This is a genomic window from Rhizobium sp. BK379, assembly GCF_014193955.1.
Taxonomy (GTDB): Bacteria; Pseudomonadota; Alphaproteobacteria; order Rhizobiales; family Rhizobiaceae; genus Rhizobium.
In genome coordinates, this window is sequence record NZ_JACIAD010000001.1 from 1,139,849 (window position 1) to 1,162,703 (window position 22,855).

Genomic DNA, 22,855 nt, shown 5'->3' on the forward strand with positions numbered 1-22,855 from the left:
GATAGTACCGTTACGTACTTTCGCGCCGCGCACAAAGGGCTTAAAATTGAGACGAGACTAAAATGCCGTCCGAGGGGGATATTGGCATGGGGCTTCAAGGCAATACCACAAGGCGGTGCAGCAGCCGCAGGACCGCGATTGGCACGGCGGCCATAACGGCGCTTCTGGCCGCTCAAAATGCAGCGGCTGAGGATGCGGCAGCACCGCAACCCTATCATGACGCTCTCACCAACCATGTGCCCGGTTTCATCACCGCGCCTGGGCAGACCGACATTCTCTTCATCATCGTCATCGTGTTTCTGCTGGCGGTCGTCCTCGTCATCGGCAACCTCTATTTCCAACTCCATGCCGTTCCCGAGCGCATCGCGCACAAGACGAACAAGGTGCAGATGGAGATCGTCGCGGTACTGGCGCTGATATCGCTCTTCACGCACAACCACATCTACTGGATCATCGGCCTGCTGCTCGCCTTCATCCGCATTCCGGATTTCTCGACGCCGATCTATTCGATCGCGCGGTCGATGGCGCGGCTCGCCAACCGCGATCCCGCTGAGATCGACAGCGCGGCCGCGCCAGTCGCCCATTCGCCGACGGCCCACGAGCCGCCCGCCCCCGCACCAGTCAACCCTGCACCAGTCCACTCCGCGCCAGTCAACCCTGCACCGGCCGCCGCAGCCCCGATCGCCGCAGCCCCAAGCGCCAAAACCCCGACCGCGGGCGCCCCGATTGCCCCAGTGCCGGCTGCTTCCCATCCGCAGCCATCCGGCCAGACGAACGCACAGCAACCCGCCGAAAATGCGATGAGGACCGGCCCGCACGAAAGGGGTATCTGACCATGCTCGAACTGATGCTTTGCTCGATGCTGACCATCCTCCCCGACTATCTCTTCCGCCGTTATGTCCAGGACAAGCGCATCGGCCGCGAGATCACCCTCTACAGCATGTGGTACGAGCTGCGCTGGGGCATTACCGCCTGCCTGCTGCTCACCATCTCGCTGATCACCATGATCTTCTATTTCCACCCGGCGACGAAGAGCGTCACCGCCGTCTTCCGTACGGTCACCATCCTGCCGGAAACCATTGGCCGGGTCGATGAAGTCTATGTCGGCCTCAACCAGAAGGTGGAGGCCGGCGCGCCGCTCTTCCGGCTCGACGATTCCGCCCAGAAGGCGGCCCTCGATGTGGCGCACAAGCAGATCGCCGAGGTCGAGGCTGAGACCAAGGTCGCCGAGAGCGAGCTTGCCAGTGCCGACGGCGTGATCCGGCAGGCGGAAGGCGCCCTGCAGGTATCGATCGACGAGCTGCAGATGAAGACCCAGCTCCTGAAGAACGACGCCGTTGCCCGCCGCGAAGTAGACCGGCTCACCAATACCGTGGAAAGCCAGCGCGGCATGGTCAGCGCCGCCTATGCCAACAAGGAGACGCTGCAGACCAAGCTCAAGGTGCTCCTGCCGGCACAGAAGGCGAGCGCCGATGCAGCGCTCAACCAGGCTCAGGTGGAGCTCGACAAGACGGTCGTCAAGGCCGGTGTCGCCGGCACCGTCCAGCAGTTCACGCTGCGCAAGGGTGATGTGCTGAACACCATGTTGCGCCCGGCCGGCATCCTTGTGCCTGAAACGGCCGGCCGCGGCACGCTGGTTGCCGGCTTCGGCCAGATCGAGGCGCAGGTCATGAAGCCCGGCATGGTGGCCGAAGCCACCTGCGTCGGCAAACCCTTCACCATCATCCCGCTCGTCGTCACCGAGGTGCAGGACGTGATCGCCGCCGGCCAGCTGCGCCCGACCGACCAGCTCCTCGACGTTGCGCAACTGACACAGCCCGGCACGCTGACCGTCTTCCTGCAGCCCCTCTTCCCCGGCGGCCTGGACGGCGTGCCGCCCGGCGGCAGCTGCATCGCCAATGCCTATACCAACAACCACGATGCGCTGGCCGACCCCAATATCGGCACCCTCAAATCGATCGGCCTGCATGTCATCGATACGGTCGGCGTGGTGCATGCCATGATCCTGCGTATGCAGGCCATGCTGCTGCCGGTACAGACCCTGGTGCTGACGGGGCATTGAGGGAGGCGACAAGCGCTGGCAGCAGATTGATAACAAGGCGCTGCCGGGCTATCTTAAAGCTGTTCCAGAAAAGCGCGCAGCGGCTGTGCGTTCGGAGCCGCGCGCAATAAAGGCATCATGACGCATTTTGGAAACCAGATCGTTCCTGCCGAATTCCCCGAGCTGAAAATGCTCGTATGGAACCGGGATCCCGCGCATCCCATCGCCGCCGCCGACGCCTTTGCCTTGTATGAACGGAACTGGCGTTTCGTCGATCGTGAGAACCTGACCCCTCGTGAAACGCTTCTGATCAAGGAGCTCACTGAGGAATATGGTCACGGCCTCATGCTGGTTTAGCAGATTTACCGATGCTTCCGAACTTTCTATCGTGACGATCGGCGCATCGGGAGACTGGAATGCACTTCGTCCGACCTGAACATCAGATAGTCGCGGAAATGCTTGAGCGCATGGACAGCAGGTTTCTGCTCGACTGCGAATGCTGGTTCGGTGGCGGAACCGCGATCGTCCTCAAACTCGGCGAATACAGGAAGTCGCTCGACCTGGACTTTCTTTGCGCCAGCCGCGAGGGATACAGAAAGCTCAGGGAAGGCTTCTTCGAGCATGGCGTCCGCGCCGTGTTTCCCGAACCCGTTCAGACGCTGCGCGAGGTGCGGGCAGATGCATATGGCATCAGGATGATCGTGGGACTTCATGGACAGCCCATCAGGTTCGAGATCGTCAACGAACCGCGCATCGAACTGAGAGGCGCCTACGACCCTGACCTGAAGGTGCCGGCGTTGCTGCCCGAGTCGATGTTTGCCGAAAAACTCCTTGCCAATGCCGATCGCTGCCAGGACAGGGCTGTCGCCTATCGTGATGCCCTCGACCTCGGACGTCTCGTAGAGACATATCAAGCTATTCCCGACGCTGCAGTCAAAGCAGCGGAGGGAGCCTACGGCAAGGATATAGCGAGATTCATGGCATGGGTACTGAACCGGCTTCGTGACGACAACGAAATCCGATATGCGGCCGAAGCGCTCGATATGGATTTCGACGCCGCCGCCCGTGCGGTGGCCATTCTTCGACAGGCGGCGCTCCACGTCTGGCCCGACAGGGGCATAGAGGAAGAGGTCTGATCATGGATCGGCCGTCAGACACGATGAACCCAGCAGACGACAGCTTCACCCACGCCCTTGCCCTCATCCCCGAGGGCTATAGCGAAGGTGCCTTCGAGAACCGCCGCTGGGGCGCCACCGTGAAGCGCTCGCCCGACGGCAAACGCATCTGGCTCTATGCCGAGGATCTCGCTGGAACCGATATCGTCAGCTTCAATTTCTATCTCCTGGCGGAGAGCGGCAGCACGCTGAAACCCTGTGAAATGTCCTCCGCGAAGGTCATCGCCTTCGTGCTCGGCTATCGGCCCGACAGGCAGGATCAACCGATACTGCCGGCAAAGCGTTCGGCCAGCCGCTGACGCTGAAAACCTTCGGTGACAAAATCGATGAAGGCCCGCGTCTTCAGCGGCAGCAGCGTCCGGCTGGCGTAATAGATCGAGATCGGCCCGGCATCGACATACCAGGAAGGCAAGAGGCGGGTCAGCTCGCCGCTGTCGAGATAAGGCAGCGCATCGGGCTTGGCGATGACAGTCACCCCGAGCCCGAGAAGGGCGGCGGCGCACATCGCCGTCGGATCGTTGACGACGATCCTGGCCGGCAGATCGGCGGACTGCTCCTCGCCGGCGGCATTGCGCATCTGCCGTCGCGTCAGGCGCCCGGTGCGCAATGATTTCATGACGATACCGTCGAAAGCTGAGAGCCCGGCCGGATCGACAGGCGGCCGGCGGCCGGCCATATAGGCCGGTGACGCCACCGCCACGAGATGGGCCGGCGCCAGCGTGCGCGCCACCACGCCCGAAGCGAGCTCGAAGCCGCCGCCGACGGCCGCATCGTAACCTTCGGCAATGAGATCGACCGGCCGGTTCTCGAACATCCATTCCGGCTGCACCAGCGGATAACGTTTCATGAAACCGGGCAGCATCGGCAGGATATAGCCCGTGCCGAAACCCGGCGGCAGGCTGACCTTCAGCACGCCCGCCGGCTCCGCATGCTCGTTGGATATCCCGGCAATCGCCCCCTGCAACCCCTCCAGATGATCGCGTACGGACAGGAGAAAGCGCTCGCCCGCCTCCGTCAGCGTCAGGCTGCGCGTGCTGCGATGAAAGAGCCGGAGTTTCAGATTGGCCTCGAGCGCCGCCACATTGCGGCTGACGGCGGCCGGCGTCAGGCCGAGGCGACGTGCCGCCGCCGAAAAGCCTCCAAGTTCGGCGCTGCGCACGAAGGATTCCAGATTTACCAAACTCTCCATCCCGCAAGCCCCTCATCATCTTCAAGGAAAACTTGAAACTGATACCACCCACTTCCCTCTAATCAAACAGGAATGAGATCGCGATATTGCCTTCATCGAAACGAACACGACATGCAGAAAGGAAACTTGCCATGTCCATCGGCATCATCGGCGCCGGCAATATCGGCGCAGCCTTCGCCCGCGCTCTCGCCCGCAGCGGCATCTCCGCCACCATCGCCAACAGCCGCGGCCCTGAAACGCTCGGCGACCTCACCGCCGAGCTCGCCCCGCATATTACCGCGGGCACGATTAAGGAGGCAGCCAAGGCCGATATCGTCCTCATCGCCGTGCCCTGGTCGAAGCTGCCGGCAGCGCTGTCCGGCCTGCCGGATTGGGCCGGCCGCATCGTCATCGATGCCAATAACCCGATCGAAGCGCCTCTCTTCAAGCCAGCCGAGCTCGGCGGCCGGCTGTCGAGCGAAATCGTCGCCGGCCTCGTGCCCGGCGCCCGTCTCGTCAAGGCCTTCAACCACCTCTTCGCCAATCTCGTCTCGGCCGACCCGCACGCCGAAGGCGGCAGCCGCGTGCTCTTCTACTCGGGCGATGATATCAAGGCGAAGGCGGAAGTCGCCGAAATCATCACGCGCCTCGGCTTTGCCGGCGTCGACCTCGGCCCGCTCAAGATCGGCGCCAGCCTGACGCAATTCCCCGGCGGCCCACTACCGGCCCTCAACCTCGTCAAGTTCGGCTGAAGGAAGTTGATATGACACCGATGGAGGTCGCAAGGATCTTTCGGCAACTGGCTGCGATCAAGCGCTAGCCGCCTTCAATCATCCGCCCCTGTGGCGGCGCACGTAGAGCTCGTTCGCCGCCCGAATCAGAGCAGGAAGATTTCGGACATATTGGGCGGCGCCCCGAAAAATGTTCCGGAACCCGTCTCTGCCGGAGAGCCTACGGAAACTCTGGTTTCGGATGGCAAAGGGGCTTCCGAGTGCCGCCGCGGCATCGAGAGCCGCGTTCGCATCCGAAATCGCACCCAGCCTCTTGAGGGCCATGTAAAGAGGGTAGTAGCAATCCGCCTCGCCACTCTTGGCCGCCCGATCATACAGAGGAGCCGCATCGGCGAAATTGCCTTCTTCCGCCAGCAACCCGGCAAGCCCATACATGCCGAAGGCATCGCCTTCCTCCACCGCAAGCCCATAATAGTGTTTGGCTTTTTGCACGTCTCGCGGCTGCATGTTGTCGTAGGCATAGGCAATGTGCGAGGAGCACGGACCATATCCTTCAGCCAGCAGCTCAAGATAGATCGCCAGGGACTGCTCATAATTCCCCGCCTCAAGCAGCTTATATGCTTCCTCGCCGTTTTTGCTGGCAGTCAGGCTGTCCATGGTGCCCCCGTTCGCACCCTCGCGCCGCATCCCCCGATACGGGCTCCCCAGTCACGATACCAGTGGTTGTGCCCCCCGCCAATATGAACGAGCATCAGTCCGTTTACTGCTGCTGAAATGCCAGCCGCACGCCGAGCGCCATGTAGATCGAGCCGATGACCTTGCCCTGCCAGCGGCCGATCGTCCGGTTCCTGTTGAGCCAGCCGCGTACCGAACCGGCACTGATCGCGAGTGCTGAAGTCACGCAGATGCTGAGCGCCACGAAGATGATGCCGAGCAGCGCGAATTGCCCGATCACCGATCCGCTTTCGGGATGGATGAATTGCGGCAGGAAGGCGAGGAAGAAGAGCGCGGTCTTCGGGTTCAGGATCTCTGTGAAGATCCCCTGACGGAAAGCCTTGCCGGGGCTGATCTCAGGCGCCGCCGCCATATCGAGATTGCCCGACTTTTCGATGAAGGCCCGGTATCCGAGATAGATGAGATAGGCCACGCCGATATATTTCACCACCTCGAAGGCGAGCGCCGAAGTCGCAAGCAAGGCCGAAAGGCCGAAAGTCGCCATGGTGGAATGGATGAGATCGCCGACCCCGATGCCGAGCCCCGTTGCAATGCCGGCCCGCCTGCCGCCGCTCACCGACCGGGCGAGAACCAGCAGCGTCGCAGGCCCCGGAATCACCATCAACCCGAGCACGACGAGAACATAGGTCGTCAAAACAGCGATACTCATCTTCGATTTCCATATCTGAAATAGCGACCGTCAGACTAACGACTTCGGCTGTCGGTGCAATATTCGAAAAGTTTACGCTGCGGCAGGTGCCATAGCCCTCGTCTCGCGAGAACGCCCTTGCGTAAAGCACGGAATAGGCGCAGCATTCGAACGCTGGCAGCCACTTCAAGGGCCCTGCCGGTTCGGGGCGCAAGCCCTGGCCCCAACGAAAGGGGGACGTCATGTCTTCCGACTTTTATCCATCAAGCCTGTCGCGCAATCTCATCCGAACCGGCGCATTCGCCTATCGTGAGAACGTGGCGCTCGGGATTCTCGATCGCGCCACAGACACCGCCAGGAACCCGGGTAATCTTTCGGAAGCGATCGGAAGTTTCGTGGCCTTTCCCGATTTCAGCGGCGAAGCGCAGACCCGCCGGGAAACACATAGGCGGCGCGTCTATGCCGCAGGACAATTGCCTCTTTCCACACTGGCGGCCTTTCTCGACGAACGTTCCGGCCCCGGCCCCCGGCCCCTTTGATATTGCGGCTATCGCGCTGCCGGCGGGCAGCGGGCTGCAATATCTGAACTGCCCCGCATCACCACACCAGGAGGAAACCATGGCCAAGGGCCAAGTGCGCAGCAACAAGGAAACCCGCAAGCCGAAGAAAGACCGATCTGCCTCAGCCTCCCCTGCCGCCGCACCCGGCACGCAGGTCAAGATGGCGAGCAGCAACGCGGGCGGCGACAAGAAGAAATAGCGCCCGCCCGCTCCGGCGCGGCGGCCCTTTGGTCGCCACGCCCATCGTCCCGAAGGATATCAAGATGACCACCCACAAGCGCGCAGCGGAACATCTCTTCCGCCCGCCGCAGCCAGACAAGGCTTCCGATGCCGAAAAGCTTCAGGATGTCCGCAGGCGACTGCGCCTGAGACAGCGCGAAACCAGGCAGGACGAGCGCCGTCAGCGCCAGAAGACGCGAGCGGGCCTGCCCGCCGCTTCATCCTGAAACCGCGGCCTCCGAAAATCTGAAAAGCTGGAAGACCCTGGAATGGCTTGTCCATGCCAGGAACGAGCAAGGACCATCGACGTGGCAGAATTCGACTATACGATGCAAGCCGGCCTCTACAGCGGCAAGACCCTGCGCGGCACGCGTGCCCCGCGCTACAAACGCTTCGAAACCGCCGCCGAAGCGGTGCGTTTTGCCATGGAAGACATGCCCGGCTCGCAATTGCGCGGCTGCGTGCTGGAAGTGAACGAAGCCCGCTTCGATGAAAGGCAGATCCGCATGCTCTACGAAGCGCCCGCCTATCCGCTTTCGCGCAGGGAGAAGTAACGGGCACAGCGGTTATGTCACCGCGATCATTCGCGTGCCGCCTCGTATAATCAGGGAGGCAGGATGACGATCTTCTCCGTCCGCCATATCACATCCTACCATTACAAAAAGCCGGTGCATTTCGGCCAGCACCGGCTGATGTTTCGCCCGCGCGACAGCTTCGACCAGACGCTTTTGGGCTGCAGCCTCGATGTCTCTCCGCGGCCTGCTTCCGTGCGCTGGATCCACGATGTCTTCGGCAATTGCATCGCACTCGTCGATATCGCGTCTGCCGCCGCCGAGCTGCGCTTCGAAACCGTCATCCGCCTTGACCATACGGCGCAGGTCCCGCTCGATCTGGAGATCGATCGCAAGGCACTCAGCTTTCCCTTCGCCTATGATGAGGACGAGGCGATCGATCTCGAACGCACCATCGTCAGGCACTATCCCGATGCCGGAGACGAGGTCGGTAAATGGGCGCGCCAATTCGTGCCGCTTGTTCATCAGCCGCGCACCGGCCACATCCTGATGACGCTCTGTTATGCAATCCATGAGAGCTTCAACTATGTCAGGCGCTTCGAGCACGGCACGCAGACGCCCGGCGAGACATTGCTCCTGCGCAGCGGCACCTGCCGCGATTTCGCGTTGCTGATGATGGAGGCGACCCGCTCCCTCGGCTTCGCAGCCCGCTTCGTCACCGGCTATGTCTATGTGCCCGATCGCGATGGCTCCATCACGCTCGGGGGCGGCGCGACCCATGCCTGGTGCCAGGTCTATCTGCCGGGTGCGGGATGGGTGGAGTTCGACCCCACCAATGGCATCGTCGGAAACCGCGACCTGATCCGCGTCGGTGTGGCCCGCGACCCGCGCCAGGCGGTGCCGCTGTCAGGCAGCTATGACGGCGGATCGCAGGATTTCGACAGCATGCGCGTACAGGTCAACGTCACGACGGAACAGGAATTCGATGCGGCAAGCGGCAGGTGACGGAACGCCTTCCCCGCTCGTGCATTCGCCTGCAGGAGATTTCATCCGACCGAAGGGACCACGCCCCCATGAAGATCCGCGCAGGCTTTCACATCGGCTATAACTGCAAACACGAAACGCCCATGCTGCTGGTCCTCAACATCCACCCTTCCCGCCGCGTGGACCTGCTGACGGAACAGGCCCTGGCCTTCGACCGGCCGATCGAGGCCTGGTCCTATGTGGATGGTTTCGGCAATTCCTGCAGCCGCATCACGGCGCCGCCGGGGCTGACAACCATCTCCACCGAATTCGAAATCTATGACAACGGTCTGCCCGATCCCGTGCCCGAAGACGCCCTTCAGCACGCGATCGACGATCTGCCTGACGATGTGCTCGTCTACCTGCTCGGCAGCCGCTATTGCGATACGGATCGCCTCGCCGATTTCGCCTGGAAGACCTTTTTCAAGACAGCACCCGGCTGGCCGCGCATCCGGGCGATCCTCGATTTCACCCACAAGCGTATTGCCTTCGACTACCGGAAGGCCGATCCGCTGCGCACCGCCTTCGGCGGCTATACCGACCGCACAGGTGTCTGCCGCGACTTCGCCCATCTCGCCATCACGCTCTGCCGCTGCATGAACATCCCGGCGCGCTACTGCACCGGCTATCTCGGCGATATCGGCGTGCCCAGGGATCCGAACCCTATGGATTTCAGCGCCTGGTTCGAAGTCTATCTCAGCGGCCGCTGGTACACGGCCGACGCCCGCCACAACACGCCCCGCATCGGCCGCATCCTGATGGCGACAGGCCGCGACGCCACCGACGTCGCCATGTCGACGGCCTTCGGCCCCGCGGTGCTCAAGCGCTTCGAGGTGATCACGGAGGAGATGCCAGGTTGATGTGGTTGAGGCTTGGTCACACATCCGCAGCCATGAAAGGGCTGCTTCAGAACGCTTTTGGAAGACCTGCCTGTTTCAGCGTCTCATTGGCTGTATGGCGGGATTTGACCCCATGATCGACGGTGAAATGGCGATTTGAAATCGGACTGAACCAGATTTCATGATCGCCCTTTCCTGGCCGAACATATGTGCAGCCGGCTTTCGACAATAACTCTTTGAGTTCCTTGAGATAGCCGGCCATGCAGTCAATAGCTGGGATTGGGGATGCGAACGAGCTGCTCTGCCATGATATGAACAGGGATTTCCGGCAGGTCAGACGTAAATCCGTTCAGCTCGAAAAGATCCGTTATGGCAGCGATGACCTTGGGCTCGAGAGCTTCCAGAGTATCAGCCTCAACAGCCAGTCCATCGATGTCGCTGCTGCTGGCGACCCAAACGGAAGCCTCTTCATCCCACTCCGCCCGCACAACGATCGATACGTGCTTCATACGATGACTTCTCCAAATCGGACATAGTTTGTCCAACACGTTCACGCACCAACAGTATGGCTCGCTACGGTGTCATAGTGCACATATATAGCGGAAAGAAAGTGAATTTTTTAGTAGAGCGCGATCTAGCGGTTTCGTGCTTCGTTCGGAACGCTCGAAGCGCCACCCTCACACCTCCCCCTCATCCGGCAAGGTAAACACGAACCGCGTTCCGTACGGCTCGTTGCCTTCCGCCCACAGCTGCCCGCCATGCGCCTCGACGATCGAGCGGCAGATCGCAAGTCCCATGCCCATGCCCTGCTCTTTCGTGGAAAAGAACGGCTCGAATATCTTGTCGGGAAATTCGATGCCCGCGCCCCGGTCGCTGACCTCGATGCGCATCATCCCGTCCGCCTTGCGCAGGCGCACTTCGAGCACCCTGTCACCGGCAACGGCCTCCATCGCATCCATGCCGTTGCGCATGAGGTTGATGACGACCTGCTGGATCTGCACCCGGTCGAAGGCCGCGCCGAGCACGGTATCCGCGCCTTCGATATCGATGCGAACGCCGCGCCGCATCGCCTCCTCGGCGAGAAGATCGCCGACCTCGGTGATGACACGGCCGAGTGTCACGCAATCCCGCTTGTCCTCGGCGCGCTTGAACAGGGCGCGCACGCGCGTGACGACGTCGCTTGCCGAATGCGCGCTGACGATGATGCGCTCCAGCGTTTTCTGCGCCCGCTCGATATTCGGCGGATCCATCATCAGCCAGCGCCGGCAGGCATCGGAAGAGCTCATCACGGCAGAGAGCGGCTGGTTGACCTCATGGGCGATCGAGGCCGACAGCTCCGCAAGGCTGGCGGCCTGGCTCGCCCGCGCCAGGCTCTCCTGCGCCGAAAGCAGCTTCTCCTGCGCCCGCACCTCGCCGTCTATATCGAGGCAGACGACATTCCACTGCACGATCGCCCCCTCGGCATCACGCATGGGTGCTGCGCGCGTCTCCACCCAGCGATATTCGCCGTCGAAACGTCTGAGGCGATGCCTGCGGGCATAGGGTTCGCCCGTTGCCAGCGAATGGGCATATTTCTCCTTCACCCCAGCCAGTTCGTCAGGATGCACGCCGGCGTCCAGCGTGCCGGCCAGCCGGGATTTGCCCGTCCCGTCGAGCACATCGAGATCGTATCCGAGGAAATCCCGCAGTCTCTGGCTACGGAAGATCGGTTCGCCGTCGGGCGTGGCGCAATCGATCATCGCCGGCAGGGTTTCCACCAGCTGGCGCAGGAAGCGCTCCTGCTCGCGAAGGGCCTCCTGGGTGACAAGCAGATCATGGATATCGGTGCTGACGCCATACCATTGCAGGATGGCGCCGGAGGCGTCGCGCAACGGTTCCGCCCGCGTCTCGGTCCAGCGATAGCTGCCGTCGGCGCGGGCCTGGCGGTATCGCTGGACATAGGGTTCACCGGTGGCAAAGGAGTGGCGTACCGCCTGACGCGCCGCCTCCCGGTCATCGGGATGGATGACGCTGAGCGACGGCGATCCATCCTGCGCAGTGATGTCTTCAAGCGTGGCGCCCGTCACCTCGGTAAAGGGCTTGTTGACATAGGTCGGCAGTCCCTCGGCCGACGTGGTCCACATCAGCGCCGGCACGGTATCGACAAGCAATTGCAGCTGCCGTTCGCGTTCGCGCAGTGCTGCCTCCGTGCGCTTGTAGGCGTCGATATCGACAGTCACGCCATACCATCCGGTAATGCGCCCCTGCCCGTCGCGCGTCGGCCGCGCCGCCGCCCGGTGCCACACATAGGCGCCGTTGGCGCGCAGAACCCGGTATTCGAAATTCCAGTGCTCGCCGGTCCTCAGCGCATGGCGCAGCGTCTCGCCCGCCTCCTCGCTGTCATCGGGATGCACGCCGCGCTGCCAGCCCTGCCGTCCACCCTCGATGAAAGGCTTGCCGTCCAGAAGCAGGTTCAGGTCTTCGAGCGCCATGGCGATCGAGGTCTGCGCGGTCGGCGTCGCATAGGTGAACTGGCCTGAAGCATCCATCGCCCAGGCGCCGCCATAGAGGTTTTCGATGGCGAGTGCGGCGCGCACCGCCTCGCCGGTCTCGCCGAGAGAGCTCGCCGTCGTCCAGCGCTCGTCCTGCCGTGCAACCGCCGGATCGACCTCGACGCTGGTGCCGTATTTCGGCTCCACCCGGAATTCCACCCACTGGTAGCTGCCGTCGGCCTGAAGCTTCCGGTAGCTGCTGACCTGAGGAATGCCGTGGAAGAAAGCCCGCGCCCGCGCCTGCTCCACCGTTGACCGGTCATGCGGATGAACGTCGGCCATCGGCGGCAACGCTGTCACATCGTCGGAAGAACCATCGGGAGCATCGGCCGCAATGGCGCCGGCAAGGGGCGCGCTCTCGGCATCGATGACGGTGCCGTACCATCCGGTGATGACACCATTGCCGTCGCGCATCGGCTGACCCGTGCTGCGTGTCCAGCCATAACCGCCGGCCGGCCGCAGCATGCGGTTGTCGACGCTGTAATGCTCGCCCGTCTGCAGGCAGCGCCGCCACAGCGCTGCGGAAACCTCGTAATCATCAGGATGGATGGCCCGCCTCCACCCAAAACCCTTGCCGTCATCATTGGCATTGAAATCGTCGAGCCCGAGACCGAGAAAGGCAAGCACGCTCGGCGTCACATAGAGGAAAATACCGTCGGCATCGGTTGCCCAGGCAACGCCGGTAAGCCGCTCGACCGATTTGGCCGCCCGCACCGCATCGGCATCGGGCTTTTCAGGCGTGTTTTCCGAAACGACCGGGCCGAGAGACAGCGATAGCGCAAGGAAAGCCGCCCATGTGAAAGCCGGTTCGCGCAGCTCCGCATCGAACAGTGCTGCCAGCAGCGCGCCGAGAATGGCCACCGCCAGAACCGCATAGAGGAACTTCGCAGCACCGCCCCGCACACAGAGAAAAACGGCAGCGACGGGGCCAACCAGCCCGAGCGGCGACGATGTCGCCCAGGATACGGCAACGCCGACAAGGCAGGCGATGACGGCAAAGCCCAGTCGCCGGCGCGAAACATCCGGCATCAGCATGCGCTCACCCCGCGATCGGGCACAGGCTGAAAGCGATTGGAACCGGTTTTCGCCCTTGGCGTCCGGTCGCATGAAGGCATGGCTCGATCTGTTCCCATCATGTCCGATTGCAATATCCAGTCCTTGCCGAGGATAGCGCCACCCGAAGCAATTGGAAGGGCTCCGGCAGTCGCAGGGAGCGCCTGTGATCAGGCCCGTTTCAGCGCCGCGAGATCGCCGCTTTCCAGCGCCGGCAGATTGGCCTCGATCTTGTCGATCGGCCAGTCCCACCAGGCAAGTTCGAGGATCTCGCTGATGATCTCGACGGGATAGCGCATGCGGATGATGCTCGCCGGATTTCCGCCGACGACCGCATAGGGAGGCACATCGCGGGTGACGACCGAGGAAGCGGCGACGATCGCCCCGGCACCGATCCTGACACCCGGCATGATGACGGCGTCATGGCCGATCCAGACATCGTGCTCGACCACGGTATCCTTCACCGGCAGGTCCTTGTAGCCGAAGGTCTCCGGCTTGAAGATGCGGAAAGGATAGGTGGTGATGCCGCCCATAGGGTGATTGGCCGAACTGGTGATGAAATAGCTGCCGCGGGCAATCTGCACGAACTTGCCGATCACCAGCCGCTCCCGGCAGCCCGGCCCCAGATAGGGCGCCAGGATCTCGGCCGTCTCCTCCAGCTTCCCGTAATGCGTGAAGTAGCTGTAATCGCCGACCTCGATGCGCGGATGATCGATCACATTCTTCAGATACATCGTCGTCTTCGAAACCCTGCCATCGGGATGGGTGACGGGAAAGGCTGAATTCGCATCGAGAAGCGGCATGAAAAGACCTTTGCGCGAGGGTTTTACGGCAGCGGGCGCCGCCGCCGGCCAGAATCCGGAAGCAGGATTCCTATAGCCGATCCATCGGCAGGAACCAAAATCTCTGAAACGATCTGTCGAATTCCATGCCGCACATTCGTCTGTAAGATGAAGGCAGCCCGGCCGCCCGGCTGTCACCACCCCAGGAGAAACAAGATGCCGCAATATCTGGTCGCCATCCACCTCCCCGACGATTACGCCCCCTGCGCGGAAGACGATGCGCTGCGCCGCGATATCGACGTGCTGAACGAGGAGATGGTGGCCGCCGGCATCAGGACCTTCGTCGGCGGCCTGCAAGCGGTCAGCAAGGCAATGTCGGTGCGCACCGCACCCGACGGCAAGCTGCTCGTCACCGACGGTCCCTATCTCGAAACCAAGGAGCATATCGGCGGCTTCTGGGTGCTGGAATGCACTGACATGGAACAGGCCCTCGCCTGGGGCCGCAAGGCCGCCATCGCCTGCCGCGCACCGGTCGAGGTGCGCGCGTTTAATTGACGCCCACGGGCGATCCCCTTCATCGCCCTCTCACATGCGAATGCTAGCGAAAGCAAATGGCGGCCGCCTTCTGGACAGAGCGTCGCCGGCGCCTATCTGCCGCATGTGTAAATTCAACAGGAGGGAAAGCCATGTCAGAACTCGTGGTGCTTGGTTTCGATACCGCCGACAAGGCGGATGCCGTGCTCAACAGGCTCGTCCAGCTTGAGAAGGAATATCTCGTCGATCTCGAAGACGCCGTCGTCGCCGTTCGCGATCCCGCCGGCAAGGTGCGCCTCAAGCAGAGCGTCAATCTTACCGCCACGGGTGCTGCACGCGGCGGCCTCTCCGGCGCGCTTTGGGGCTCGCTCGTCGGCCTGCTCTTCCTCAATCCGCTCGCCGGCATGGTCCTCGGCGGCGCCTTCGGCGCAGGCTCCGGCGCGCTTGCGGGCTCGATGACCGATTACGGCATCGACGACGACCTCATCAAGAAACTCGCCGACACCATCCCCGTCAACAGCTCCGCCCTCTTCCTGCTTTTGCGGAAGGTGCAGCCCGAAAAGGTGCTGGCCGAATTCAAGGGCGAACACGCCACCATCCTGCGCTCCTCGCTCTCGCCGGAGCAGGAAGAGCAGCTGCGCAAGGCGATGGCGACGGAGCCTGCTGTCGCAACGCCTGCCGCCTGAACATCAGACAAGCGGTGCGCCGGGCCGATGTCTGACCCCGGCTTCTGCTATCGCGAAATGTGGGCCTCAGCCTGCGTACCCTACCGCAGCGCTGAGCCAAGGCCTGTGCGACCTCTAAAAATGACAGGCCGGGCGCAAACTGCTCCGGCCTGTAAACTCCTGCATCAATGCAACGAGGCGCTGGCTGCCGCCCGCTCATCCTTGTCATGCAGCGCGAAACGATCGACCATGTCGGCGCTCGCCTTGTTGAAGCCGAGCACCTGCACATCGGCACCCGCCTTGCGGAACTTGAGGACCACCTTGTCGAGCGCACCGACGGCGGTGATGTCCCAGAGATGCGCACCGCTGACATCGATGACGACCTTGCTGCCGGCATCGCCAAAGTCGAAAGCGCCGATGAAGCTTTCCGCCGAGGCGAAGAAGACCTGCCCTTCGACGCTATAGGTCACGATACCGGTCTGACTGTCCTCCCGCCTCGCAACGCTGAAGAGCCGTGCCACCTTGCTGGCAAAGAAGATGCCGGACAAGAGCACGCCCACCACCACGCCCTTGGAAAGATCCTGCGTCGCGAGCACGGTCGCGACCGTCGCCAGCATGACGATGGAGGATGTGCCGGGATGCCGTTTCAGATCGACGATCGATTTCCACGAGAAGGTGCCGATCGACACCATGATCATGACGGCAACGAGAGCCGCGACCGGCACGATACGAAGTATATCGTCGAGCACCAAAAGCAGCACCAGCAGGAAAGCGCCGGCCACGAAGGTAGAGAGACGCCCGCGACCGCCCGAGGTCACGTTGATGACCGACTGGCCGATCATCGCGCAGCCACCCATGCCGCCGAAGAGCGCCGAGACGATATTGCCCGCACCCTGCCCCATGCATTCCTGGCTCTTGTTGCTCGGCGTATCCGTGAGATCGTCGACGATCTGCGCCGTCAAAAGCGACTCCAGCAGACCGACGGCAGCAAGCGCCACCGAATAGGGAAAGATGATCCGAAACGTTTCCCATGTCAGCGGCACGGCGGGCAAGGCAAACGGCGGCAGCGCCGTCGGCATCTCGCCGAGATCGGCCACCGTATGCACATGAATACCGAAGCCGAGCGCGATGCAGGTCACGACGACGATCGCCACCAGCGGCGAAGGAATGGTCTTGGTCACGTAAGGAAAGAGATAGATCACGCCAAGCGCAATGGCGATCAGCAGATAGGTCACCTCAGGCACGCCGATCAGCTGCGGCAGCTGCGCCACGAAGATCAGGATTGCCAGCGAATTGACGAAGCCGGTCATGACCGAGCGCGACACGAATCGCATCAGCCGCCCGAGCTTCAGCATGCCGGCAATGATCTGCAGGACGCCCATCAGAATGGTCGCCGCAAACAGATACTGGATGCCATGCTCGCGCACCAGCGGCCCCATAAGCACCGCAGTAGAAGCCGTCGCCGCCGAAATCATCGCAGGCCGCCCGCCGCAAATCGCCGTCACACAGGCAATGGCGACGGAGGCAAACAGCCCGACTTTGGGATCGACCCCGGCAATGACAGAAAAACCGACGGCCTCCGGTATCAGCGCAAGCGCCACGACAATACCTGAGAGGATATCGGCACGAATGTTGGAGAACCACTCCAGCCGGTAGTTTGAAAGAGATCGCATCTGAGAATTTTTCACAGTTGAAGGCAACGACCGGAGGGACCGGTCCTGGGAGGTAAGGTTGCGTTCACGTGTTGTCTGGCGGATCGGCGGCCAGAAGAGCCACCCGGAGTTTCACCGGGTCCTTGTGGATGGGGCGTTGGTAGCGGAGAACGGCGGGGGACGCAATGGTTGATGGAGTAGTATTGTCGTTGGGCGGACCTTGCAACTCACGGCGGAAAAGGCGCCTATGTCGCGGTATTCAAACTCTGTCCGATTTAGCCTGTTCAACCTGGGTGATAAACGTTTCGACTAGAAAGGTTGCCATTGCTCCCGCCGTATTTACAGCCAAGCTAGCATGACGGCGAGAAGGACGGACTGGGAGCTTTCCACCTCTCCCGTGAGCATCTGTCATGACAACTTCGCACTGAATCCTCCCGACGTCCCCCTCACCCTCTAACCTTGATCACCTCTCCCAACGGCGCCTCCAGCCGAAACTCAAACCCCGCCGCCGCATAGCTCAGCTCCGCCTTCCCCTGAAACGAAGCCGGCAGCAAGCGTCCGATCATCCGCGTCCCGAACCCGTCCCGCGCCGGCGCACTGATGTCAGGCCCGCCGCTCTCCTTCCATTCCAGCGTGAACTGCCCTTCGCCGCCCTCTTCCCTCCTGACACCCCACACGAGATCCACCACCCCCGCCTCACTGCTCAGCGACCCATATTTCAAACTGTTCGTCGCAAGCTCGTGCAGTGTCAGCGTCAGCATCAGCGCCTGCTGCGGCGCAAGGTCGAGATCGGGGCCGGAGATGCGGATGCGCTCGCTGAAATCGCCGACCGAGATCAGGGATGCCTGGACGAGGCTGCGCAGGCTCGCATCCGCCCACGCCGTCTCCGTCAGGATATCGGTCGCGCGCCCGAGCGAGACGAGGCGCGCGCTGTAGGTCTCGGCCGCCTCAGTGAGATTGTCGGCCTGGCGAAAAGTCTGGTTGGCGATTGATTGCACGAGGCTCAGTACGTTCTTCAGCCGGTGGCCAAGCTCGTGGTTCAGCATCTGCTGGCGCTGGCGGGCGTTCACCCTCTCGGTCACGTCGGCGGCCATGCCGAACCATTCGGCGATCTCGCCCTTGTCGTCGAAGATCGGGATGGCGCGCGAGAAGGTCCAGCCCTCCTCGCCATCGGCCCGGCGCACGCGATGTTCAAGCTCGAAGGGCCGCCTTTCGCGGATGGCATGGGCAACAGCTAAGCGGAGCCGCGACCGGTCCTCGGGAAAGAGATAGTCTTCGATCCAGCGCACCGTCGGTCCCTCGACATCGGAACCGCGGCCGTCGAGCTGGCGCATTTCCTGCCAGTCCGGGCTCATACGGTAGACGGCATCGGAGGTAGCATTGATCAGCGCGCGGGTGCGCTCCTCGCTGCGGCGCATCGCTTCCTCCGCCCGCCGCCGCTGGGTGATGTCCTGCATCACGGTCAAGAGCCGCGGCGGTTTCTGGCTGAGGCGCGACACGAACATTTCCAGCACCATCTCCTGCGGCTCGGACTCCCGCTCGAAGCGGATGGGCTCGCCCGTCTCCAGCACCCGGTCGTAATCGTCGTACCAGTCCTCCACCTCGTCGGGGAAGAATTCGCGGATCGTGCGGCCGCTGAGATCGGCGATGCCGAACATCGTCTGCATCGCCTTGTTCATGACGATATAGCGATAGTCGCGCAGCCCATCGGCGCCGACAGGCAGCCGCTCGATGATGCAGGCGCCTTCGTCGATGGAATCAAACAGCGCCCGGTATTGCACCTCGCTTTCGCGCAATGCTTCTTCCGCCTGCTTCTTCTCCTTGATGTCACGAAAGATGATGGCGACCTGCCGCTCTTCGGCAGCACCGATCCGGAAGGCATAGACCTCGAACCAGCGCCCGCCGAGCGCATCGGCCTGATGCTCGAAGCGGACGGGCTCGCCCGTCAGCGCAACCTTGCCGTAAACATCGAACCAGAATTCCTCGTGGTCGGGCGCAAGCTCCCGCATCGTCCGCCCGGCCGCGCCCGTCAGCCCCGTCTGCCGCTCGAAGGCCGGGTTGATGAGCAGGAAGCGATAGTCCCGCGCCCGCCCCTCTTCGTCGAACAACAGCTTGATTGTGCAGAAACCATCATCGATGGAATCGAAGAGAACCCGGTAGTGATGTTCGCTTTCGTTCTCTGCCATTCCCGCCCGACCGGAGCCATTTGACCCGGTACCTATCCAACCCGCCTTCAAGGCCGCTCCTGTCTGCACCCGCCAAAGGCAGATGGCTGGATGCAGATGCATCGGCAGCTGATCGCCCGGGCTGATGAACGGCCATTCCTCGAGCAGGAATTAGCGCTGAGCGGATTATTTCCAAGGGAGGTTTCCCCACCGGGCAGCCGATTGTCGGATGCCTATTTCACGGGTTCCAGGTCGCCCGGTTTCCAGCTCTTGTCGAACCAGGGCTCCAGCGGTGCATAGAGCCGCAGGATCACCTGCCAGCTCTTGCCCGGCCGCGTCTGCACCCAGTTGCCCTCATGCCCCTTGGGCGCGTCGGGGCCGAACCAGACGGTGTAGGAGCCATCGGCATTGGCCTTGATATCCTTCGAATTGCTGTCGAGGCCAGCTGCCTTCTGATCGGTCTCCAGCATGGAACGCGTCTGCGCATCATAGACGGTGAAGGACCAGAATTGCCTAGCGGGCACCGGCCCCGGCAGCGTTACCTTGTAGGTCTTGCCCCCATCGAAATAGGCGCCCGTGGTGTCGCGCACGGCAAAGGCGTAGGCGGAGCCCGTGCCTGGCTTGGCGGCGGCCATCGCCGGGGTGATCCCGGTTGCCGCATAGTGAAAGAGCGTGCGGGCGTCGAGCATGCGCTCGCCATTGTTGAGGAATTGGTAGCTGTTGCCGATGAAGCCGTTGCCCCATTGCCGGTCGGGATAGAATTTCACTCGGGGATCGCGCGAGGAAAACAGGATGGCGCGGGCAGAAGCATTGCCGACAGCGACCGCATCCACGAGGATCGCCTTCATGCGGGCATCCGGCTGGAAAGGCTCGCCCTTCTTGATGCCAATGGCGGCGAAGAGGCCGACGACTTCCGGGTCGAAGGCATCGTCAGGTTCATGCTGGATGACTTCGTTGATCTCCTCATAGAAGTGGAAATCGTTGGAGTGGATGGTGTTGATCTTCTTGCCTGATATGTCGACATAAGTCGTCGCCGGCGGCTTGGCGGCCGCCGAATAAGGGTAGACGCGGGCGTGCTCCCTGACCGCCTTCACCGCCGCCGCAACATCGTTGTTTTCCACGAACACGCGGCAGAGGATCCAGTTGATGTAGGTCGGCGAGCGGGTGACGAAATAGCCGCTCTCGGGCAGCTTGCCCTTATAGTCGGGCGGCACGAACAGATATTTGCCGCCCTTGCCCTTGTCGGGACCGGTCAGCCCTACATCGGTAACGAAACGGAAGAAGGCGTCGTCGACCGGCCCGAGCGCATTGGGCGGGATCTCGATGACGACAGGCCCGTCCTTCAGGTCGATGCAGAAGAAATTATAGACCGTGGTGGCATTCGGCGTCAGAAACAGCGAACGCGCATCCATCAGTTCCTCGGTAATGCCGATAGCCTTGTTGTTTTCCACACCCGCCTCGTTCAAGCCCTTGCACATGGCATGCAGAGAGGCGGCCGGAATGCCCGAGAGAAAGGCCTGGATGCCGCGTGAGAAATCCAGCTGGTCGTAGACCTTCCGTACGGTCGCATCATCGGGCAGGCCATCGAAGAAATTCAGCGTGCCGATGCGCGTCTCCACCTTGTCGGGCGTGGTGATATCGGCCGGCACATCCGCCTTGTATTCAGACTCCCCGGCAAGCGCCGGAACGGCTGACAGCAGCAGCAGGGCGGCGCCGGCAAGGCGGCTCGGTAGGCTCATGTCTCATCTCCGCTGGATTGTCTGCCAATGATTGTCGCCCGCTCGCTCGTCCCGGCTTCAGCCGGCCGGTTCCGGCGACGGAAAGGTCCATGTGCCATCGAGGATTGCCGCCCGCGGACGGTAGAGCCGCACCGTGTAGTTCCAGTCCTTGCCGGTCGGCAGGCAATTGACGATCCTGCCGTCGCAGCCGCCGAACTGGACGGTAATCGAGCCGTCGGCGCTCTTGGCGGCGGTCACGTTGTTGAGGCTGTAAGCGTTATATGGATTTTTGTCGTAGAAACCCTGCGCATCATAGACGCTGACCGACCAGAACCCATCGACCGGCACATCCTTGACGGTGAGCTTGTAGATCGTCTTGCCGTCATTCTTCGCCGGCGTGACGTTGAGATACCGGGCGTCCTTGTCGGGGTTTCCGCCCCATCCGGCGGCAGCGCCGATCAGATGGCGGATTGGATCGACCTCCGCCTTCGTGCCGAATGCCCGGTCGAAATTGGAGACGGTGGAGGCCAGCACGAGCACGGCGTCATGCACCTTCTTCAGGCTCGCCGTATCCCATCGCGGCAGGTCTAGCGCGCCGGAGCCCTCCTGGCTGATCTTGATTGCGTCCTGCAAGCCGTGCACCTGCGCAATATCCTTCTTGTCATTGGGATCGACCAGGATGCGGGTGCCGATCATCACATAGCGCGTGCCGATCGTCTCCTTGTCGAAACTGTGCGCTCCGGGGCCGTAAACCGTCGTCGCATAGTGATCCTGGCTTACCGCCATCAGCGACATGAAACGGCTGCCGGGGTCAGGCAGATTGAAGGTGACCGGACCGGCATCAAGATCGAAAACGGCGTAGCTGTAGAGAGTGTCGCGGTTGAGCCGGATGACCGAGTGGTCGTCGATTGCGGCCGGTTCCCGGTGATGGACGAGCTTGGCGAGCCCGCCTGCCGCCTTGGCGAGATTGCCGATATAGGTATCGGATTCCGCCCGCACGAAATTGTCGGCAGTGACCTGCACCGTCGCATCGCCCGCCGCCGCCGTCAGCACACTTGCTGAAAGGCTGAACGCGGCAAGGATCGGCAGCGCGCAAATATCGAATTTCATCTTCATGGCTTGCCCCTGTCAGGAATGGGCCGAACCATGAAGCCGTCCGCGCTGCCGCATAAGTACGTTACGGTAACCGACTGGGCGCGTTACCGTAAATGCCGCCGTAAACGCCGCTCGGGTGGCACAAGCGAGCAGTCCCGTCGGGCGTGCCGAGCCCCCATATCCCGCGGGATATTCAGGCAAAGCTCGCCTGAAAGGTCGTCGCGGTCAACGACACATGCGCCTCCAGCGGCGGGTGGAGCTCGAAGGCCCTTGGCTCGCGTGAAAAGTTCCAGAGGCGCAGCAGGCACCATTCGCTGCGCCATTCCTCGGCCGCCGCCAGTTCGTTGCGCGAAATGTGGAAAGGCGTGCGCTCCCAGCCATTCGTCGTCTTCACCTCGATGCGGCGCGGGCGGCCGCCCGGCTCGAAGCTGGCGATGTCGAAGCCGGCACCATCGCCCTCTTCCTCCGATATCCAGCGGATTTTGCGGGCGAGATCCTCCCGGCCGGCGCTGACGAGCATCGCGCGCTCATGCGCCAACACCCGCTCTTCGCCTGCCTTTCCGAGATTGCGATTGCGCTCGTCGCGGCCGGCGACATCGAACTTGCGGGCAATGAATTGCATCTGCTCCAGCTCCTGCGGCGGAGCCTCGTTGGAAAGCGTCGGCGGCGGCCCCACCCAGAGTGCAGTTTGCTCACGCAGCCCGGATAGCGCCGGCGCGCCGGGAGCCCGTCTCACCCAGCCCTCATTCTGCGAAAGCCAGCGCATGACGGCGTCCACCAGTGACATCTGGAAATTGAAGGCCGGCTTGTAACCGTTGATCCAGTCCTCGCCGAGCCCCTTCAGCACGGCGCTGATATTCTGGTGCTTGAATTCGATCGATGTCCGCGTCCGGCCGATCCGCGCCTGCAGCTGCCTGTTGTGCTCCGCCTTGTTGTAGGGCCGGCCGACAAGGTCGTCGGCAAGCATTGCGAAATAATCCGCAACGATCAGCCCATTCTCTTCCTCACTCCAGGGGCCGTCTGCCATCA

27 protein-coding genes and 1 other annotated feature are annotated in these 22,855 nt (G+C 62.4%); of the genes, 14 read left to right on the forward strand and 13 right to left on the reverse strand.

Annotated elements, in window-relative coordinates:
* The first annotated feature begins 62 nt into the window (after positions 1 to 62).
* The 5 genes from FHT93_RS05905 to FHT93_RS05925 all read left to right on the forward strand — a co-directional run bounded on the left by FHT93_RS05905 (position 63) and on the right by FHT93_RS05925 (position 3,515).
* Positions 63 to 833, forward strand: coding sequence for a hypothetical protein (locus FHT93_RS05905; RefSeq protein WP_183846634.1), 771 nt, complete (start codon positions 63 to 65; stop codon positions 831 to 833).
* Between the two features lie 2 nt (positions 834 to 835).
* Positions 836 to 2,062: a biotin/lipoyl-binding protein gene (locus FHT93_RS05910; protein WP_018115731.1), complete on the forward strand. Its 1,227-nt coding sequence runs from the start codon at positions 836 to 838 to the stop codon at positions 2,060 to 2,062.
* Positions 2,063 to 2,179: 117 nt separating this feature from the next.
* Positions 2,180 to 2,398, forward strand: coding sequence for a hypothetical protein (locus FHT93_RS05915; protein ID WP_049800936.1), 219 nt, complete (start codon positions 2,180 to 2,182; stop codon positions 2,396 to 2,398).
* Positions 2,399 to 2,508: 110 nt separating this feature from the next.
* Positions 2,509 to 3,177, forward strand: a complete 669-nt coding sequence (locus tag FHT93_RS05920; RefSeq protein WP_246781554.1) for a nucleotidyl transferase AbiEii/AbiGii toxin family protein — start codon at positions 2,509 to 2,511, stop codon at positions 3,175 to 3,177.
* A 2-nt stretch (positions 3,178 to 3,179) separates the two neighbouring features.
* Positions 3,180 to 3,515, forward strand: a complete 336-nt coding sequence (locus FHT93_RS05925) for a hypothetical protein (RefSeq protein ID WP_183846638.1) — start codon at positions 3,180 to 3,182, stop codon at positions 3,513 to 3,515.
* Here FHT93_RS05925 and FHT93_RS05930 read toward each other — a convergent pair.
* The gene (locus FHT93_RS05930; RefSeq protein ID WP_183846640.1) at positions 3,476 to 4,405 is read right to left on the reverse strand and encodes a LysR family transcriptional regulator; all 930 of its coding nucleotides are present in this window, start codon (positions 4,403 to 4,405) and stop codon (positions 3,476 to 3,478) included. The two genes, FHT93_RS05925 and FHT93_RS05930, sit on opposite strands and share 40 nt — an antisense overlap.
* Positions 4,406 to 4,536: 131 nt before the next feature.
* Here FHT93_RS05930 and FHT93_RS05935 point away from each other — a divergent pair, with 131 nt between their 5' ends.
* On the forward strand, positions 4,537 to 5,136 hold the full coding sequence (locus FHT93_RS05935; protein WP_113147272.1) for an NAD(P)-binding domain-containing protein: 600 nt from the start codon (positions 4,537 to 4,539) through the stop codon (positions 5,134 to 5,136).
* A 78-nt stretch (positions 5,137 to 5,214) separates the two neighbouring features.
* Here the strand turns inward: FHT93_RS05935 and FHT93_RS05940 are convergent, their stop codons facing one another.
* Together FHT93_RS05940 and FHT93_RS05945 are read right to left on the reverse strand one after the other, a co-directional pair.
* Entirely contained in the window at positions 5,215 to 5,772 is a 558-nt protein-coding gene (locus tag FHT93_RS05940; RefSeq protein WP_183846642.1) for a hypothetical protein, read from the reverse strand.
* 103 nt (positions 5,773 to 5,875) lie between these two features.
* Positions 5,876 to 6,499 carry a LysE family translocator gene (locus FHT93_RS05945; RefSeq protein WP_112969514.1) on the reverse strand — a complete coding sequence of 208 codons (624 nt, stop codon included), beginning with the start codon at positions 6,497 to 6,499 and terminating at the stop codon, positions 5,876 to 5,878.
* Positions 6,500 to 6,720: 221 nt separating this feature from the next.
* On the opposite strand from FHT93_RS05945, the gene FHT93_RS05950 reads away from it, so the two are divergent.
* The 6 genes from FHT93_RS05950 to FHT93_RS05975 all read left to right on the forward strand — a co-directional run bounded on the left by FHT93_RS05950 (position 6,721) and on the right by FHT93_RS05975 (position 9,652).
* A complete protein-coding gene (locus FHT93_RS05950; protein WP_112969513.1) occupies positions 6,721 to 7,017 on the forward strand; it encodes a hypothetical protein in 297 nt (98 codons plus the stop codon).
* 79 nt (positions 7,018 to 7,096) lie between these two features.
* Entirely contained in the window at positions 7,097 to 7,237 is a 141-nt protein-coding gene (locus FHT93_RS05955; protein ID WP_183846644.1) for a hypothetical protein, read from the forward strand.
* A gap of 64 nt (positions 7,238 to 7,301) precedes the next feature.
* A complete protein-coding gene (locus tag FHT93_RS05960) occupies positions 7,302 to 7,484 on the forward strand; it encodes a hypothetical protein (RefSeq protein WP_112546748.1) in 183 nt (60 codons plus the stop codon).
* Between the two features lie 81 nt (positions 7,485 to 7,565).
* A complete protein-coding gene (locus tag FHT93_RS05965; RefSeq protein WP_112546749.1) occupies positions 7,566 to 7,811 on the forward strand; it encodes a hypothetical protein in 246 nt (81 codons plus the stop codon).
* 63 nt (positions 7,812 to 7,874) lie between these two features.
* Positions 7,875 to 8,774, forward strand: coding sequence for a transglutaminase family protein (locus FHT93_RS05970; protein WP_183846646.1), 900 nt, complete (start codon positions 7,875 to 7,877; stop codon positions 8,772 to 8,774).
* A 68-nt stretch (positions 8,775 to 8,842) separates the two neighbouring features.
* Positions 8,843 to 9,652, forward strand: a complete 810-nt coding sequence (locus FHT93_RS05975; protein WP_183846648.1) for a transglutaminase family protein — start codon at positions 8,843 to 8,845, stop codon at positions 9,650 to 9,652.
* Between the two features lie 46 nt (positions 9,653 to 9,698).
* On the opposite strand, the gene FHT93_RS05980 is transcribed toward FHT93_RS05975, so the two are convergent.
* From FHT93_RS05980 to FHT93_RS05995, 4 genes are all read right to left on the reverse strand, one after another.
* A complete protein-coding gene (locus FHT93_RS05980; RefSeq protein WP_113015249.1) occupies positions 9,699 to 9,893 on the reverse strand; it encodes a type II toxin-antitoxin system HicA family toxin in 195 nt (64 codons plus the stop codon).
* 4 nt (positions 9,894 to 9,897) lie between these two features.
* The gene (locus FHT93_RS05985; protein WP_112969507.1) at positions 9,898 to 10,140 is read right to left on the reverse strand and encodes a DUF1902 domain-containing protein; all 243 of its coding nucleotides are present in this window, start codon (positions 10,138 to 10,140) and stop codon (positions 9,898 to 9,900) included.
* Between the two features lie 168 nt (positions 10,141 to 10,308).
* Entirely contained in the window at positions 10,309 to 13,197 is a 2,889-nt protein-coding gene (locus FHT93_RS05990) for a PAS domain-containing protein (RefSeq protein WP_246781555.1), read from the reverse strand.
* 188 nt (positions 13,198 to 13,385) lie between these two features.
* The gene (locus tag FHT93_RS05995; RefSeq protein ID WP_112969580.1) at positions 13,386 to 14,018 is read right to left on the reverse strand and encodes a CatB-related O-acetyltransferase; all 633 of its coding nucleotides are present in this window, start codon (positions 14,016 to 14,018) and stop codon (positions 13,386 to 13,388) included.
* A 195-nt stretch (positions 14,019 to 14,213) separates the two neighbouring features.
* On the opposite strand from FHT93_RS05995, the gene FHT93_RS06000 reads away from it, so the two are divergent.
* Both FHT93_RS06000 and FHT93_RS06005 read left to right on the forward strand, forming a co-directional pair.
* A complete protein-coding gene (locus FHT93_RS06000) occupies positions 14,214 to 14,552 on the forward strand; it encodes a YciI family protein (RefSeq protein ID WP_113147277.1) in 339 nt (112 codons plus the stop codon).
* A 131-nt stretch (positions 14,553 to 14,683) separates the two neighbouring features.
* Positions 14,684 to 15,217, forward strand: a complete 534-nt coding sequence (locus FHT93_RS06005) for a DUF1269 domain-containing protein (RefSeq protein WP_112546754.1) — start codon at positions 14,684 to 14,686, stop codon at positions 15,215 to 15,217.
* 164 nt (positions 15,218 to 15,381) lie between these two features.
* Here FHT93_RS06005 and FHT93_RS06010 read toward each other — a convergent pair whose 3' ends face one another.
* From FHT93_RS06010 to FHT93_RS06035, 6 genes are all read right to left on the reverse strand, one after another.
* Entirely contained in the window at positions 15,382 to 16,869 is a 1,488-nt protein-coding gene (locus FHT93_RS06010) for a SulP family inorganic anion transporter (protein WP_183846650.1), read from the reverse strand.
* A 69-nt stretch (positions 16,870 to 16,938) separates the two neighbouring features.
* Positions 16,939 to 16,994 (reverse strand) — a sequence feature (sul1 is cis-regulatory element that is thought to sense ions involved in sulfur or methionine metabolism; They are found in Alphaproteobacteria).
* A gap of 113 nt (positions 16,995 to 17,107) precedes the next feature.
* Entirely contained in the window at positions 17,108 to 17,260 is a 153-nt protein-coding gene (locus FHT93_RS06015; RefSeq protein WP_246781556.1) for an abortive infection family protein, read from the reverse strand.
* 34 nt (positions 17,261 to 17,294) lie between these two features.
* Complete coding sequence (locus tag FHT93_RS06020; RefSeq protein ID WP_183846652.1) at positions 17,295 to 19,034, reverse strand: PAS domain S-box protein; 1,740 nt, start codon at positions 19,032 to 19,034, stop codon at positions 17,295 to 17,297.
* Between the two features lie 212 nt (positions 19,035 to 19,246).
* The gene (locus FHT93_RS06025; RefSeq protein ID WP_183846654.1) at positions 19,247 to 20,752 is read right to left on the reverse strand and encodes a DUF1254 domain-containing protein; all 1,506 of its coding nucleotides are present in this window, start codon (positions 20,750 to 20,752) and stop codon (positions 19,247 to 19,249) included.
* 57 nt (positions 20,753 to 20,809) lie between these two features.
* Positions 20,810 to 21,841: a DUF1214 domain-containing protein gene (locus tag FHT93_RS06030; protein WP_183847545.1), complete on the reverse strand. Its 1,032-nt coding sequence runs from the start codon at positions 21,839 to 21,841 to the stop codon at positions 20,810 to 20,812.
* A gap of 178 nt (positions 21,842 to 22,019) precedes the next feature.
* Entirely contained in the window at positions 22,020 to 22,853 is an 834-nt protein-coding gene (locus tag FHT93_RS06035; protein ID WP_183846656.1) for a DUF3883 domain-containing protein, read from the reverse strand.
* Positions 22,854 to 22,855: the final 2 nt, after the last annotated feature.